The organism is Chamaesiphon sp., from assembly GCF_041737865.1.
In the GTDB taxonomy this organism is placed as follows: domain Bacteria; phylum Cyanobacteriota; class Cyanobacteriia; order Cyanobacteriales; family Chamaesiphonaceae; genus Chamaesiphon.
In genome coordinates this window covers 1-15,950 of the sequence record NZ_JBGSQZ010000104.1, presented here as the reverse complement: position 1 = coordinate 15,950, position 15,950 = coordinate 1, and the positions used below count along the sequence as shown (strand labels likewise).

Annotated in this window: 10 protein-coding genes; 6 read left to right on the top strand and 4 right to left on the bottom strand. The window is 46.7% G+C overall.

From position 1 onward, the window contains the following. The first annotated feature begins 229 nt into the window (after positions 1 to 229). Together ACEW9J_RS07420 and ACEW9J_RS07415 are read left to right on the top strand one after the other, a co-directional pair. The gene (locus ACEW9J_RS07420) at positions 230 to 6,571 is read left to right on the top strand and encodes a DEAD/DEAH box helicase (RefSeq protein WP_373544494.1); all 6,342 of its coding nucleotides are present in this window, start codon (positions 230 to 232) and stop codon (positions 6,569 to 6,571) included. Positions 6,572 to 6,580: 9 nt separating this feature from the next. After that, the gene (locus ACEW9J_RS07415; RefSeq protein ID WP_373544493.1) at positions 6,581 to 8,734 is read left to right on the top strand and encodes a UvrD-helicase domain-containing protein; all 2,154 of its coding nucleotides are present in this window, start codon (positions 6,581 to 6,583) and stop codon (positions 8,732 to 8,734) included. Positions 8,735 to 8,954: 220 nt separating this feature from the next. Here ACEW9J_RS07415 and ACEW9J_RS07410 read toward each other — a convergent pair whose 3' ends face one another. Beyond that, a complete protein-coding gene (locus ACEW9J_RS07410; protein WP_373544492.1) occupies positions 8,955 to 9,251 on the bottom strand; it encodes a hypothetical protein in 297 nt (98 codons plus the stop codon). 171 nt (positions 9,252 to 9,422) lie between these two features. On the opposite strand from ACEW9J_RS07410, the gene ACEW9J_RS07405 reads away from it, so the two are divergent. The 3 genes from ACEW9J_RS07405 (at position 9,423) to ACEW9J_RS07395 (ending at position 10,893) form a co-directional block, all read left to right on the top strand. Beyond that, on the top strand, positions 9,423 to 9,620 hold the full coding sequence (locus ACEW9J_RS07405) for a hypothetical protein (protein WP_373544491.1): 198 nt from the start codon (positions 9,423 to 9,425) through the stop codon (positions 9,618 to 9,620). Positions 9,621 to 9,896: 276 nt separating this feature from the next. Beyond that, complete coding sequence (locus tag ACEW9J_RS07400; RefSeq protein WP_373544515.1) at positions 9,897 to 10,097, top strand: FAD-linked oxidase C-terminal domain-containing protein; 201 nt, start codon at positions 9,897 to 9,899, stop codon at positions 10,095 to 10,097. Beyond that, positions 10,090 to 10,893 carry an SDR family oxidoreductase gene (locus ACEW9J_RS07395; protein WP_373544490.1) on the top strand — a complete coding sequence of 268 codons (804 nt, stop codon included), beginning with the start codon at positions 10,090 to 10,092 and terminating at the stop codon, positions 10,891 to 10,893. The genes ACEW9J_RS07400 and ACEW9J_RS07395 overlap by 8 nt, the downstream gene beginning before the upstream one ends. Before the next feature lie 337 nt (positions 10,894 to 11,230). On the opposite strand, the gene ACEW9J_RS07390 is transcribed toward ACEW9J_RS07395, so the two are convergent. Both ACEW9J_RS07390 and ACEW9J_RS07385 read right to left on the bottom strand, forming a co-directional pair. Next, positions 11,231 to 12,247 (bottom strand): tyrosine-type recombinase/integrase, encoded by a 1,017-nt coding sequence (locus ACEW9J_RS07390; protein WP_373544489.1) that lies wholly within the window; start codon positions 12,245 to 12,247, stop codon positions 11,231 to 11,233. A 280-nt stretch (positions 12,248 to 12,527) separates the two neighbouring features. Further along, positions 12,528 to 13,490 carry a tyrosine-type recombinase/integrase gene (locus tag ACEW9J_RS07385; RefSeq protein ID WP_373544488.1) on the bottom strand — a complete coding sequence of 321 codons (963 nt, stop codon included), beginning with the start codon at positions 13,488 to 13,490 and terminating at the stop codon, positions 12,528 to 12,530. Positions 13,491 to 13,971: 481 nt separating this feature from the next. On the opposite strand from ACEW9J_RS07385, the gene ACEW9J_RS07380 reads away from it, so the two are divergent. Next, positions 13,972 to 15,012: a fatty acid desaturase gene (locus tag ACEW9J_RS07380; RefSeq protein WP_373544487.1), complete on the top strand. Its 1,041-nt coding sequence runs from the start codon at positions 13,972 to 13,974 to the stop codon at positions 15,010 to 15,012. 85 nt (positions 15,013 to 15,097) lie between these two features. On the opposite strand, the gene ACEW9J_RS07375 is transcribed toward ACEW9J_RS07380, so the two are convergent. After that, a partial coding sequence (locus ACEW9J_RS07375) for an HAD-IC family P-type ATPase (protein WP_373544486.1) occupies positions 15,098 to 15,950 on the bottom strand: 853 nt, incomplete at its 5' end.

Sequence of the window (15,950 nt, the reverse complement as noted above, 5' to 3'; positions counted from 1 at the left end):
TTATACCACACGCTAAAGCATGAAAATCTTCATCTCCGGCGGAAAGTCCGCCAATCCCGAGCGGCTAGTCTCGTAACCGTGTGCCTCTCCCCTGGAGAATCGCTCGATCCAATCTGCCTCGTAGGTAGTATTATGATTAAAAATTGCATCGAACATCGAGCCGCGAACGAGTTAAATCTACACCCTCAATCGTCCTCACTACCCCCGCCACATCTACCGAGCGATAACTATGATTCCCTCCATCGTCGCTCACCAATTGCAAGACTGCGTTTCGGATTACCTCCTCACTACTTTTCGCGGCACCAGCCCTGGTTTTGATACCCTGATGGAGCGGTTTATCGCCCAGTCGGATAACGTCGGGCGCGGCCCCTATGTCTCGGTGGGCTTGCCCTTTCGCTCCGGTGCCAAAGGTGCCAATTACTTCCCCGACATCCCCCTCCAATTTAGTCCCCACCTCCACCAAGAACGCGCCTTCAATCGGCTCAGTCCCCCCTACTACCAATCGACGATCGTGGCTACGGGGACGGGTTCGGGTAAAACTGAATGTTTTTTACTCCCCCTGCTCGAACATTGCCGCCAAGAAGCTGGCAAACAGGGGATTAAAGCGATCTTGCTCTATCCGATGAATGCCCTGGCAACGGATCAAGCCAAACGGATCGCCCAACTGATCGATCGTACTCCCAGTCTCAAAGGTAGAGTGACGGCGGGTTTATACATCGGCGGCGAGGAAGATCGTCCCACGGCGATGATGTCCCCAGAGCAGGTAATTACTGATAAATCCATCCTCCGCCGCAGTCCCCCCGATATCCTGCTCACCAATTATAAAATGCTGGATTATCTCTTAATCCAGCCCGAAACCCAAGGCTTGTGGGCATTCAATCAACCCGAAACTTTCCGGTATCTCGTCGTAGACGAATTCCACACCTTTGATGGTGCCCAAGGTACCGATCTCGCCTGCTTGGTGCGACGGCTCAAATACCGCTTGCAGACCCCAAAACAACATCTCGCTTGCGTAGGTACATCCGCTACCTTGGGCGGGAGCGAGAGCCAAACTAAAATGCTGGAATATGCCAGCCAAATTTTCCAAGAAAGCTTCGACGATCTGGCAATTATCCAAGAAGATCGCCTGAGTGCTGCCGAATTCCTCACTGATGCCCTGTTAAATGTCCTCCCCTTACCCGCTCCCAATTCTCCGCTGTTACCGAGCGAAGGGATGGGGGTGAGGGCTTACCTGCGCCAACAGGCACACCTGTGGCTAGATGAAGAAGAACCAGCAATCGAGCTAGAATGCGCTGATGATGCACCTCTAAGTGAGGAATGGTGTATCGAACTGGGCGAGAAAATCGCCACTCTACCGATCGTCCAAATCATCCTCAAAACCGTCGGCGAGAAAACCTATTCCTACACCGAACTCCTCACCGATGTCCTCCAAAAACGCCTCGCACTCCCTAGTAAGGATTTAGTCTACCAACAGCAGCTATTAGATAGCTTACTGAGCCTAATAGCCACCGCTCGGCGCAGAATCAACTTAGCCGACGGTAGCTCGATCGTCGTGCCGTGGGTGACGTTGCGGGTACAATTTTGGTTGCGCGAACTGCGGCGGATGGTTGGTTCGATTTCTACCCAGCCAGAACTATTATTTTCTAGCGATCTCACGCCCCCACATCTGAAAAAAACCCTACCGATCGTCCATTGTCGCGATTGTGGAGCCACAGGCTGGGCGGGTTTGCGTCCCAGACAAGGCGATCGCCAGTTAGCATTAAATGACCTCCAAAGTTTCTATCGCGCCTTCTTCAGCAGCAGTCCCCTCGTTACCTATTTATTTCCCACTACCCCCAGCAGATCGGCTCGACTAGACACGGCGAAATTTTGCCCAGAATGCTTTCGGATAAATCTACCGACTGCCACCAAATGTCTATCCTGCCATAGCGAAGGTTTAATCGCCGTCGAAATTCCCGACAATACCAAAAATGATACTCACCAAGGACAGAAACAACTGGTTTCGACTAATGACTGCCCCTACTGTCAGAGTAGTAGCGGTTTGTCAATTTTAGGGGCACAGGCGGCTAGTCTCACCAGTGCGATGATTGGGGTATTGTATACGACCCCTTTCAATCAAGATAAAAAACTGCTCACCTTCTCCGATTCCGTCCAAGATGCCGCCCATCGTGCGGGTTTCTATGGGGCGCGTACCTATCGGACGACTCTCCGCACCGCGATCGCCCACACGATTAGAAATTCCCCCACGCCCCCCACTTTAAAGACTCTAGTAGATGATTTCCCCAACTATTGGCAGTCAAAATTTACCACCACTGCCGATTATATTGCCACCTTTTTACCCGCCGATTTAGTCTGGCTGCGAGAATGGGATGACTATATCAAGGGGGATAAACTCGAACTAGATCGATCGACGAACCTCCCCAAATTACTCGCAGAACGTCTGACTTGGGAAATCGTCCAACAATTCGGACATCGATCGGCTGTCGGCCCCTCCCTGGAGCGCAGTGCTAGTTGTAGCGTTTCTTTCGACCCCGCCACGATCGATCGAGGAGTAGCCGCACTGCACCTGCGCTTGACCAATGAAATTGAAATATTGAGATCGGTCGATCTCGATCGTATCCGCCAATTTATCTTCGGTATTCTCCACCATCTCCGCCAACGCGGGGGGATTTTGCAACCCGCCACCGAAAATTACATCACCTCTGGGGGGAATACCTTCCTCTGGAAGAAGTATACCTATATGCCGCCGATCGGCCCTCGAATTCCGGCACCGATTTTTTATGTCAATGCGACCGCTAAAGCCGAGCGGTTCGAGCAGGTAATGAAACCTGGGAAGCAGTTTAGCTGGTGCGAAGACTGGACGGAGCGGATATTTAGAGATACCGCCCTAGTTTTAAAAGAAGTCTCGATCGATATCTTACATACCACCCTCACCATCCTGAGTGAAGTTGGCTTACTCCAAGAGAAAAATCTCCACGAGGGCGGTAAAGCTTGGGGAATTCCGCTGACGGGTTTACACTTACATACTGATGGACGGGTATTGGTATGCGATCGCTGTCGGCACCAACTTACCACCAGTAGTGTGGAGTTGGACTCTCTCCAACAAATGACCTGCATGACCAAAGGCTGTGACGGTCGCTATCAGATCGATCCCAATAATGGACTGGCATATTACCGCCAACTCTATCACAGCGGCGAAGTCCTGCGGATTGTCGCCGCCGACCATACCGGACTCTTGGCTAGAGATAACCGCGAGTTATTAGAAGAACGGTTTATCAATGGTCAACGTCGGTGCGATCCCAACTTACTATCGGCGACTTCCACGCTCGAAATGGGGATTAATATCGGCGATTTATCCACCGTGTTACTTTGCTCCGTCCCGCCTAGTACCGCCAACTTCCAACAGCGGATCGGGCGGGCGGGACGACGGGATGGGAATGCTTTAGTCAGTACCATTGCCAATGTGCGCCCCCACGATCTCTATTTTTATGCCGAACCGGAGGAAATGATCGCCGGATCTGTCACCCCAGCAGGCTGTTATCTAGATGCTTCAGCCATTTTAGAACGCCAACTGACAGCTTTTTGTCTCGATCGCTGGGTCGCTACCGGAATTACCGTCGGGGACTTTCCCAAAGCTCTCCGCGATGCCTTGAGCAATCTCGAAAAAGCCAATACCCAACGATTTCCCTACAACTGGCTGGAATACATTCACACCCGCCAAGCCCAACTAGTCGCCGATTTTGAGGGACTATTTGATACCGAATTGGCCGAAAATAGCCGCCTTCATCTGCGGCAATTTATGGAGCAAGGCGAACAAGATCGCGGCGGTTTGCGCTGGCGGATACTCGATCGCTTGCAAAGTATTCAAAACGAACGCAAGCGATTGGTGAATCAAGCAAAAGCTATTACCGCTAGAATCAAAGCATTCAAAGAATTGCCAGATGCCCTCCAACAGCAAGATCCAGACAAACTCCGCGAGCTGGAAATTGAAAAAGCTAGCTTCCGCCAACTAATTAAGGAGATCGATAACAAACAGATCTTAAACTTTCTCACCGACGAAGGGTTACTACCAAACTATGCCTTTCCCGAAGCTGGAGTCACCCTCAGATCGATTATTTGGCGCAAGACGAACTCAGAGCAAGATCCCAGTGGCAAACGATATGAAACCTCCACCCTCACTTACGAACGCCCTGGCGCGTTAGCCATTCGGGAATTAGTCCCCAATAGCACTTTTTATGCCGAGGGGCGGCAAGTCCGCATCGACCAAATTGACTTACAGCTTTCAGGGATCGAAGAGTGGCGGATGTGTCGTAATTGCAGTTGTGCCTTACAGCGAACCCGTCCCGAATTTCAGGCTAAATCCTGCCCCCGCTGTAGCGACGGGATGTGGTCGGATAGCGGACGCTTGCGATCGATGCTCCGATTGCGCCAAGTTGTCGCGACTACAGCCGATCGAGATAGTCGGTTTGGCGATGATAGTGAAGAGCGCAACGCCGCTTTCTTTCAGCGTTCCCTCCTGGTAGATTCAGAACCAGAGTACCGCGAACAGACTTATTTAGTCGCAGATCCAGAATTTCCCTTTGGTTTCGAGTACATCTCCCGCTGTAACTTTAGGGAAATCAACCTCGGCGAACCCAGTCCCATTGGGGAAAAAGTCACTTTAGGCGGACGGAACTTTAACACCAGAGGATTTAAAATCTGTACGGGTTGTGGCAAGGTACTCAAGCGCAATCCTACCAACCAGAGCCAGGAACATAGTATTGCTTGTAAATATCGCGATAAACCCGATCTGGCAAAAATTCAAGATGTACTCTATCTCTATCGGGAGTTTGAATCGGAAGCAATCCGCTTTCTCTTACCCGATGAAACTTTTTGGACGACCAAAGGACAAAGCTCGTTTATTGCCGCGCTCCAACTGGGCTTAAAACTCAAGTTTGGTGGTCAGATCGACCATCTCAAAGTCACGATCTCCGAGGAACCCCAAACCAACTCCAACCAGCGCAAATCCTTCCTCTACCTCTATGACAGCGTACCTGGTGGGACTGGCTACCTCAAACAACTACTGCGAGATCCCCAAAAACTTCGCGATGTCTTCCAACAAGCCTTGGCACACATCCGCATTTGTCCCTGCGAAGATGGCTGCTATCGCTGTCTGTTCGCTTACCGTAACAGCTTCGATTTAGATGAAACCAGTCGCCAAACAGCGATCGCCGAATTAGCCGCCATCCTCAAACACTGGCCGCAACTGACGGAAAACTCCCAAGGTTTATCGGCAATTCGAGTAAATAGCAATTTTGAAAGCGAATTAGAACGCCGTTTTATCGAAGCAATTCGTCGCTATCGCGGCATAGATCGCCAACAAGAACCACCCTTACTCAAACAAGACATCATCAACGGCAAAGCAGGTTACTATCTCAAGCTCGGCGAAGCAGCTTGGATAATCGAACTGCAAGTCTCGTTAGGTAAGAACGAAGGGGTAAATTATCCATCTCGCACTGATTTTATCTTCCGCCCTGCATCTAGTCGTTCGGGGAGTAAACCGATCGCGATTTTTACCGACGGCTGGGAATATCATCGCGATCGATTAGAGAAAGATATTCAACAAAGATTGGCGATCGTCCGCACCAATAACTACTGGTGTTGGTCGATTACTTGGGATGATGTCGAAGCTCAGATCGATCGAGATTATGTAAGAAAAGGTGAGAGCAGGGATGGTTTAAATTGCGCCCTCAATCCTGGTTTTAAAGCTAATGCAGAAGCTGTTTATCAGCAGTATCAATGTCTAGATTTACGTTCGCTAGAATCACTGAGTAGCTTTGATTGGCTGATGGCTTACCTCGCCCATCCCGCAGCATCACAGTGGGGGCAATGGGCATTAATGCGGACGGCAGCACAAGCAAATCGCCAGCAAGATTTACCACATTGGCAACAACAGATCGCCGACTATCTAGGCAGTCAAGCGATCGAGAATTGGTCTAGCGAATCCAAATATATCGCCAATGCGATCGAGGTTTCGACTCTATTAAAAGTTTGGATTGGTGTCGATATTCAGCGTCATCGCCAACTCGATCTATCAGCCAGTTTAGTTACCCTATTTTTGGCAGACCAAAACTTCGATCCAGATGGTGAAATAGTCCGAACTAACTGGGTAGAAATGTTGAGATTAGCCAACCTATACCAATTTCTCCCCCATTTCTACTGGCTGACTGCCACGATGCACCAAGCGGGGATCGTGCCACCGCTAGTAGTCGATTTTACCGCGTCAGATTTACCCCCAGAAACTTCAACTTGGGCAGAAATTAAGAGCTTAATGATAGCCGATGAATTAATCGACGCGATCGATCGAATGCAAGCCGAACGATGGTTATTACCTGAAGCTGGCTACGAACTCCTGGGCGAAAAGCAACTAGTCATCGGCATGGCAGAATTAGCTTGGCTCGATGCCAAAATCGCGATCGTCCTCACCGCAGAAGATCGACAGGCTTTCGAGAGATCGGGTTGGCTTGCCTATGAAACCAACGATTTCAATCCCGAACTATTAACAGATATTTACAGCAAACTATCTCAGTAAAGGTAACAGATGACGATCCTAGAAAATCAACTCCGATTAGCAATTTCAGACGAATTTTTTGATGCTTATAGTCGTCTACCCAAGAAAGCTCAGGGTAAAATGTCAGAGGTTATCAATCGATTTAAACAAGCTCCGGCTCGATCGGGATTGAACTATGAAACGATCCACAATAGTCGCGACAAACGAATGCGCTCGATCCGCATCGATGAAGCCCATCGCGCAATTATTCTCAAACCAGATACGGGCAATACTTACATTCTCCTCTGGGCGGATAAACACGATGAAGCTTACCAGTGGGCAACTCGCAAGCGATGTATCATCAATGAAGTCTCTGGTGCCCTCCAGATCGTGGATGTCGAAGCAGTAGAGGCGGCAACCGATCGACTTCAGGAAAAATACGTCGCCCAAACTACAGGTAGATTCGACAATCTCAAAGATCGAGATTTGATGCGACTAGGGGTGCCAAGTATTCTCTTACCAGCACTGCATCGAGTAATCACCGATGCAGATGTAGACCAAATCTTACCTCACTTACCGACAGAAGCCAGTGATGCCCTAATTATGTTAGCAGCGGGCTACCCGATTGGCAAAGTATTTGACCAACTAGAAAAAACCAAAGAACAGCCCCCCATCGATCCCGAAGACTTAGAAGCCGCGCTCGATCGTGTCGATAGCCGCAGTCGGTTTATTGTCATTACCGACGATGCCGAACTTGAAGAGATGCTGGCAGCTCCACTAGACAAATGGCGAGTATTCCTCCATCCCTCCCAACGAAACCTCGTCGAAAGAGATGCCAGTGGCTCCGTGCGCGTCCTGGGTGGGGCGGGTACGGGCAAAACCGTAGTTGCCATCCATCGAGCTAAATGGCTGGCTCAACACCGTTTTAATCGTCCGAACGATCGGATTTTACTCACTACATTTACCAAAAACTTAGCCGTCGATATCGAAGCCAACCTCCGCTCGATCTGCTCGAAAGAGATTATGCAGCGAATTCGCGTCATCAATATCCATGCGTGGGTAGAAGAATTTCTCAAGCAAGAAGGTGTCGAAACCACAGTTATCTACGATGAAACCGCTACAGCACAAATCTGGGAGGAAGCCTATCAAATCGCACCTACGGAGCTAGGACTACCCCTGAGTTTCTACCAAGAAGAGTGGCGAGATGTTGTCGTAGCCCAAGGATGTCAAGTTGCCAAAGATTATCTAGTCGCCAAGCGCAATGGCAGAGGCACGAGATTGAGTCGTCAACAACGACAGGCAATTTGGGTTGTCTTTGAAGAATATCGTAATTTATTAAAAGAACGAGGCAAACGCGAACCAGAGGATGCGATGCACGATGCCAGACAAATTTTGGCAACTAAAGGCGCAGAAGCTCTACCTTATCAAGCAATAATTGTCGATGAAGCTCAAGATTTAAGCGATGCGGCATTCTCGCTGTTGCGATCGATTGTCGGCGAAAGTAAGCCCAACGACTTATTCATTGTCGGCGATGCCCATCAACGAATTTACGGCAAAGTTGCCACACTCAGTCGTTGCGGTATCGATATTCGGGGTAGATCGAAAAAACTTCGCCTCAACTATCGCACTACTGATGAAATCAGAGCTTGGGCGATCTCGATCTTAACAGGCGTAACTGCCGACGATCTAGATGGCGGGTTGGACTCTACCAAAGATTATCGCTCTTTAATGTATGGAGAAGTCCCGATCGTTCGAGGTTTCAATCGATTGGAAGAGGAAATTATTTATCTTCAAGAACTTTTAGGTAAGATCGAGGCACAACAAGAGCTATCATCTATTTGTCTGGCAGTCAGAACGAATAAATTATTAGATACCTACGAACAAGCCCTCAAAAACTTAAATATTCGCACTAAACGCATTCACAGACATCAAGCCGATAACCCAGCAGAAGCAGGATTGAGGTTAGCAACAATGCACCGAATTAAGGGCTTGCAGTTCGACTATACAATTTTACCTGGACTCAACGAGCGGACGATGCCGCTTCAGAACTTAATCGATCGAGCTTCCGAACCATCTGCGAAAGAAAAGCTACTTGCTGGCGAACGTTGCCTACTACACGTCGCCGCGACTAGAGCGAAAAAACAAGTTTTTGTCAGCTACTTCGGCAATCCCAGTAATTTTTTAGACCTGACAAGCCACCATTAAAAAGTGAGTAAATTAGTAACGCCAGCCGCACCCATAGCATTTTTCCGATTTATTTAGTTCCATGTAATTACATGGAACCAGACACAAAGCCTGAAACTCATACTAATAGCTAACTTACCCCCTTCTGTAATCCAATAGCTCGGAACCGATCGACATCGACCGAATAAGCTCAAATTGTTTCTCCATCTAAGTTATAGACATTAACCAGAGTTCCATGTAATTACATGGAACCGCGCAAATAAGCTAGAATCGTCTCTATTTCTACATTTCCAGCGATTAAGACCTTGACTTGCTCTACCTGCGCTGGCTTCACCGAAGCAATCTGAGTTCGATATTTGCCATCATCTCCTCTGTCCTTCCAAGTCAGTTGCCAGAACCAATGAGAAATATTGTCTGAGTCACGACTTCCCTCAACTAGAGGATATTCAACTGTCTTGCCATTTTTCAATCGCTTTTTCTTGGTGCGTTGATAGAGAGTACCACTCCTACCAGGTACGCGATTTCCACGTAATTTCATCTATAATAGTCATTGAAAATATTTTTTTGACGTGATGGCTAATTTAGTCATCACTCTTTTATATTATAAAATTATTTACTAGGTAATTGTAGGTTCTTTTAATTCAAATCTCGATTTTTGACTTAAATTAAAACAAGTAGAGAGCGATAAATAGTATCATTTATCGATGTTATGATAACTAGATTCAAGTCTAAAGAAACTGAGTCAATCTTTCGGGGTAGGGTATTTCTAAAATATCCACGCAGCATCCAAGTTGATGCGCTCTCGATCGCTGAGAATTATCGATGCGGCAACCTCGATGGGCGATCTACAAATCCTGACTGCCTGACACAAATGCCTCAAAAGCAGACAGAGAGTAAAAAAGAGTAGAAAAACATGATTCGCTTTAAGTTACGAACGCTCTAGCTGGAATTCGCATGAATGCTTCTACACCTGGAGTATCTTCAACTACTCGGATTTTTTCGTCAATACAGTCGAGCAAAAGACTGGAGACATTTGTTTTCTAGAGATCCACAGCCTTGCTTTGCTTCCAAAAAGGCTCAACTAGATTTCTACGATTCAATCTGGTTCGAGCGAATCGTTACTATCACTTGTAAAACCTGACTATTTCCCCTCAATTAAAGATGTGTCACGCAGTCAGGCCAAATCCATAATGGCGGTTCTATTTCTCACGATCGCGGGGTTGGGAAAATTCGGGCTGATTTTATCGAAGATAGTCAATCTCCTGCTAGTATCGAATTAGTCCAAAAATTCAAACAAACTGCCAATCCCCAGAATATTTTCGGGATTAGTAACAATAGTTGTTCTTCTACTGCATCCACAATTGTAGACTTTTCCCATGAGTGATTTTCAAGATCGAGTAGTTTTAATTACTGGTGCTTCCGCTGGTATCGGTGCGGCTCTAGCGCGAGAATTTGGACGCAAAGGAGCGAAATTGATTCTCTTAGCGCGGAGAATCGATCGATTGAAAGAACTAGCCACAGAAATCGATCCTACTAGCGATCGGGTTCTAACATTTGCCTGTGATGTCACTAAAGAAGAAGATTTAGAAACTGCGGTGAATTTTGCCCGCCAACACTTTGGTAAAATTGATATGACGATCGCTAATGCTGGTTGGTCGTTAAAGGGCGATCTTCAAGAGTTAAAGGTGAGTGACTACGAACGATTGTGGAATACTAATGTTTTTGGTGTTTTACGCACTATTTATGCGACTTTAGACGCTCTCAAACAGAGTCGAGGTAAGTTAGCAATCGTAGGTAGTGTCAAGAGTTATATCGCCTTAGCTGGGGATTCTCCCTACAGTATGAGTAAGTTTGCACTGCGCGCTTTATGTGAGTCCCTATCTCAAGAATTAGCCGCTGATGGCGTGTCCGTTATCCATATTTGTCCGGGCTATGTTGCCACTGAAATTCGTCAGATCGATAATCGGGGAATTTGGGATGAAGATTCACTAGATCCGATTTCACCTAGATTAATGATGAGTGCTGATGAGGCAGCTAAACAGATTATCCAGGCGATCGATCGCGGACAAAAAGAACTAGTTATGAGCAACTATGGCAAATTAGTTGTTTGGTTAAAATGCTACACTCCTTGGTTAATTTCCTGGCTGATATCAATTTTCAAAATTAAGGTTAAGTCATAATCAAGCTACATTTTCGAGGATGGCAATTGATAATCCAAATGCAATGAGGCGAACGATAAAAATTATGGGCACAAGGGGAAACATTACTACCGTCATGGAATAACATATAACTTGATAAATAGGCTGAACGATCGGCAGATGTACCGAGGTTAAGAAAAGATACGAGAGTAATGCACCCATTAACAGCCAACAAGTCGAGCAAACGTACAAAAAGGCAGATTCAATTTTCTGATGCAACATAATTGTAAATAGAATATTTAAACCGTGAAGCAGGTAGTTACTCGATTCTCAAGGGAGTGACAATGCTAGCAAAGCTCGTCAATTCCACCGGATCGTTCTAATCTAGATTTAGCCGAATCCCCAATTTCAAGGCGGGATTATTCACCCACCTGTCGCCAATATGAGTATAAATTGCCGTAGTTTTGGGATCGGCGTGACCCAATAGCTCCTGAACTTGCCGCAATGATACTCCATTCTGAATCGCTAGCGTCCCCGCTGTATGCCGCAATGAGTGCGCCGATAAAGTCCGTCCCTCCCCATGTTTGAGATTGAGGGCGGTAAGATAACTATCGACAATAAATCTAATCCCTCTTCTAGACAAGCGACGATCCTCGCGGTCTGGGTCGATCTGATGGCGCGGATGATGGACGTTAATAAATAGCGGCGTAGCAGCAGCCGTACTAAATTTAGCCTGTCTTCTGGCGAGTAAATAACGATCGAGTACATCCACCAAATCGGGAATCAGCGGCACCACCCGTTGTTGTCGCTTACTGGTGACTCTAATCCCTACCCCCGTCGGATCGCGGCGAATATCCCCCACATTAGCCCGATGCGCTTCCATCGACCTGACCCCTTCGAGCGTCATCAATCCCAATAAGAAACGGTCGCGCAGGATTTTCAAGGGAGTAGATTTCGCCAGTGGAGCCTGGAGGAATGTCTCTGCTTCACTAGCAGTTAAATAAGTAATCGAGTCAGCCGGATCGCCCCGTTGTTTGGGTGCTTTCACGCCCCAGACGGGGTTATGCGAAAGGAGACCATATTCCATCGCCGCATCGTACATCCGGCTCACAGCGACTAATTTGAGGGCAATGGTGGCAGGTTTATATTGCTGTTGGACTAAGGTGTGACGGTAGATTTTAATCATATCCCGCGTCACATCCAGGGGTTGGAGTTGATTGACCTCACACCAGAGCAAGTACTGTTTGGCTTCGCACCAATAAGTGCGGATAGTTTCGGCACTAGCACCACCGGATGCCACATCAAATTGGAGGAAGCTGGTAAATACAGTAATTAAGGGATTGGCATCAAGGACAAAAGTGGTGGTGCTGGTGGTAGTGCTAGTGGGTCGATCCATTGAATTATCACAAGAGGCACTTAGTGGTTGGGAATAATTAATTAGGCATCGGGGGTGGGTTGAATCTGGAAATAAATAGTTAATAAATTATCGATTATTTCGATTTCTATTTTAATATACCGCTAAACCTTATTAGCGGTATATGCTTTTCCTGTAGTTTATACCAGGCAATGATTAGAGCCGATTCCTAAATTTTGAGGTTTTCGATCGAAAAGCCAACAGATCCACTCCGATTTAAGGAGGTAGAAAAGTCAGATAATATTCACAGAGCGGGGTAAATCTAAACTAGATCGGCCAAAGTATTAGTAGCAATCGCCTGATATTTATGGCGATTATCGTCGTAGCGATTGAGTGTATTGAGGTTGGCGTGACGACTCAAGCTTTGTGCCGCACGAATATTACCGTCACTAGCGTCCAGGTAAGCGGTGATGGCAGTGTGTCTGATCCGATGGGGAGAAACTATCTTATCGATTCCGGCTGATTCACTAAACTTCCGAACTAGGCGATAAATAGTACTGCCGTCGAGTCGATGTCCCTTACTGCGTCTATCCAGACTGATAAACAGAGGATCTGACGATCGATATTTGTCTCTAGCTGCTAACCATTGTGAGATCGCGATTGTCGTTGCTGGAGATAGATCGACCTGGCTTTTTTGAATCTTGCCTTTGCCTAAAATCGCTAGTCGCCCCGATTTGTCGAAATCACACACATCCAAACTACAGATTTCATTCCGACGCAACGCATTGTCCCAAAGTAATCTTAGAATTGCATAATCCCTAATCCCTTTGACGGTGCTACGATCTGGAATAAGTAGCATCTCCTTGAACCCAGCTACTTCAATCCCTGTAGTGTCACCATAACTCTCGACTTTTAGGCAGGTGGCATCAGCTAGATTGAAGTTACACCGCTCTACGGTACGTGCATAATCGACAAAAGATTTTAGTGCTGAGAGCCTCACGTTAATCGTGCTGGGGGCTAGCTTGGCTTCAATCAGTAACTGTCGGTACTGTAAGACTTGATAGACAGCTTCGGGCTGTTGTAGGGAGAGAAACTGAGTTAGAAGCTTTTCTGATACTTCGTTATTATAGGTACGGCTGCAAAAATCGGCGATTGCTTTGCTGTAGTTTCTCCGAGTATTGGCAGAGATTTTCAGGCGCAGGAAGTCCGCCAGAAGATCGGCAGAAGAACGGGTGACTTCAGGTGAGTTGGTTACTGGAATAGGTTTGGATACTCGCGATCGCATAGAGAAACTTTACTTACTAATCGAACACTGCATCACCGTGAAACACCTATTTTAGCCCAAATTAAGAACACGACAAATTTGTTTTCCGTGTTCTTAATCTCCGCTCGATGCTCTGTTAGGTCGCACAGTGTCACGATCGAAATTAAGAGCGCGATAATGAATTTTGTCTGACCCACGGAACTTAAAATAATGATTCTCCACAGGAGAGGCAAAGCAGGGAACGAACTAGCGGAATGTGGGATCGAACAGTTCTGCCATGCGTTGAGCTTCAGTCATTCACAGCATTTCTATTTTGTGTGTTGACCCCTACTAGCATCTAGCCAAAGACTGAGCTAGGATAAATATCCGCGATCGTTAACAAAACAGTACTTAGTTCGGCTACAAATTAATAATTTCCACCGTTCTATCGATAGAGCGGTGTCCGATCGGCAGTAGCAGCAACGGGGCCTTATCCATACTCCTTGGAGATCTAAACCGCTACATGACATTATCGATCGATCGTCATCCAGCCACCGCGCTGTCCCCGAATCTCAAACTCAAACATATCGTCCAATCTTTACCAAAATCAGTTTTTGCTAAAGACACTACTCAAGCTTGGCTGATGGTCGTTAAAACTATCGTCGCAGTGACGCTAGGGATAGCAGCAATAGCTTTCGCTCCTTGGTATCTTTTACCTCTAGCGTGGGTATTTACAGGTACGGCAATGACTGGTTGCTTTGTCATCGGTCATGACTGTGCCCACCGTTCCTTCTCAACTAGTCGGAAAGTCAACGATCTCGTCGGTCATCTGTTCATGTTGACCCTAATTTATCCCTTCCACGGTTGGCGATACGGGCACAATCATCACCACAAGCACACCAACAAAATGGATGTGGATAATGCGTGGCAGCCGTGGCGACCTGAAGACTACAAGGCAGCCCCAACTTGGCTGCAAGTATTCTATCAAGCGATGCGCGGTCGGTTATGGTGGTTGGCATCACTGCCCCATTGGGCACTAGTTCACTTTGACTGGCGTAAGTTTCCAGCAGGCAAAACCAGATCTGATGTCAAATTCTCAGCTTTGGTGGTAATTATCGGTGCCGCAGTTATGTTTCCAGTCATGATTGGGACAATAGGCATCTGGGGCTTCGTCAAGTTTTGGTTGCTGCCGTGGTTGGTATATCACTTCTGGATGAGTACTTTTACAATCGTCCATCATACCGCCGCAGATATTCCGTTTACACCTGAAGGTGAATGGAACGAAGCGATCGCGCAGCTATCTGGTACTGTGCATTGTGACTACCCGCGTTGGGTGGAATTCCTCTGTCACGATATCAACGTTCACGTTCCCCATCATATTTCGACAGCGATTCCTTCTTACCGACTGCGGCAAGCTCACGAGATTATCAAAGCTAATTGGGGTGAATATATCAAAGAACGTAAGTTCACCTGGGAAATGATGAAAGATATTACCGATAAATGCCATCTCTATGAAGAGAATGAATTTTATCAGACCTTTCGTGAGTTTGACGCTAATAATTAGGCTTTAGCTAAACTAAAAACAACTATTAGGGTGGGCATTTGCCCACCTTATTTATTATTCACGATCGATTTAATCAAAGTCGAGCTTAGGTATATCCATATTTCTTGATGAACCAAGTTTTGACAAATTGAGTTAGCACACAATAGCAAGTGAGGATGCCAGCTAACCAGAGAAAATAAACGGCTGGTAAAGGTACAAAACCCAAACTAGATGCAAGTGGTGAAAATGGTAGATACATGCCAATACACATCACAGTAGCGGTAATTAGCAGCATCGGTAAAGAAGCCCGACTTTGGAAAAAAGGCACCTTAGCTGTCCGAATAACGTGGACGATGAGAGTTTGAGTCATCAGGCTTTCGACAAACCAGCCTGTTTGGAATAAGGCTTGATGTTCTACAGAATTCGCTCCAAATACCAGCCACATGATGGCGTAAGTAGCATAGTCAAAAATAGAGCTAATCGGGCCGATGAAAATCATAAATCGTCGAATGTTTTCAATCTTCCACTTAGGTGGCTTGACTAGATCTTCTTTGTCCACATTATCGAAAGGGATACCTGTTTGCGAAAAATCATAGAGGAGATTGTTGATGAGAATCTGAACTGGTTGCATCGGTAAAAATGGCAGAATCGCACTCGCACCCAAAACGCTAAACATATTCCCAAAATTAGAACTAGTGCCCATTCTGATATATTTAACTATATTTGAAAAAGTCTGCCGACCGATCGTGACTCCAGATTCTAGGACTAATAAGTTTTTTTCAAGTAAAATAATATCTGCTGATTCTTTGGCAACATCGGCGGCTGTATCGACTGAAATGCCGACATCTGCTTCTCTCAAAGCTGCGGCATCATTGATGCCATCGCCCATATATCCGACAATGTTGCCTGACTTTCTTAATACCTGAATAATCTTGGCTTTTTGAGTGGGCGAGAATTTA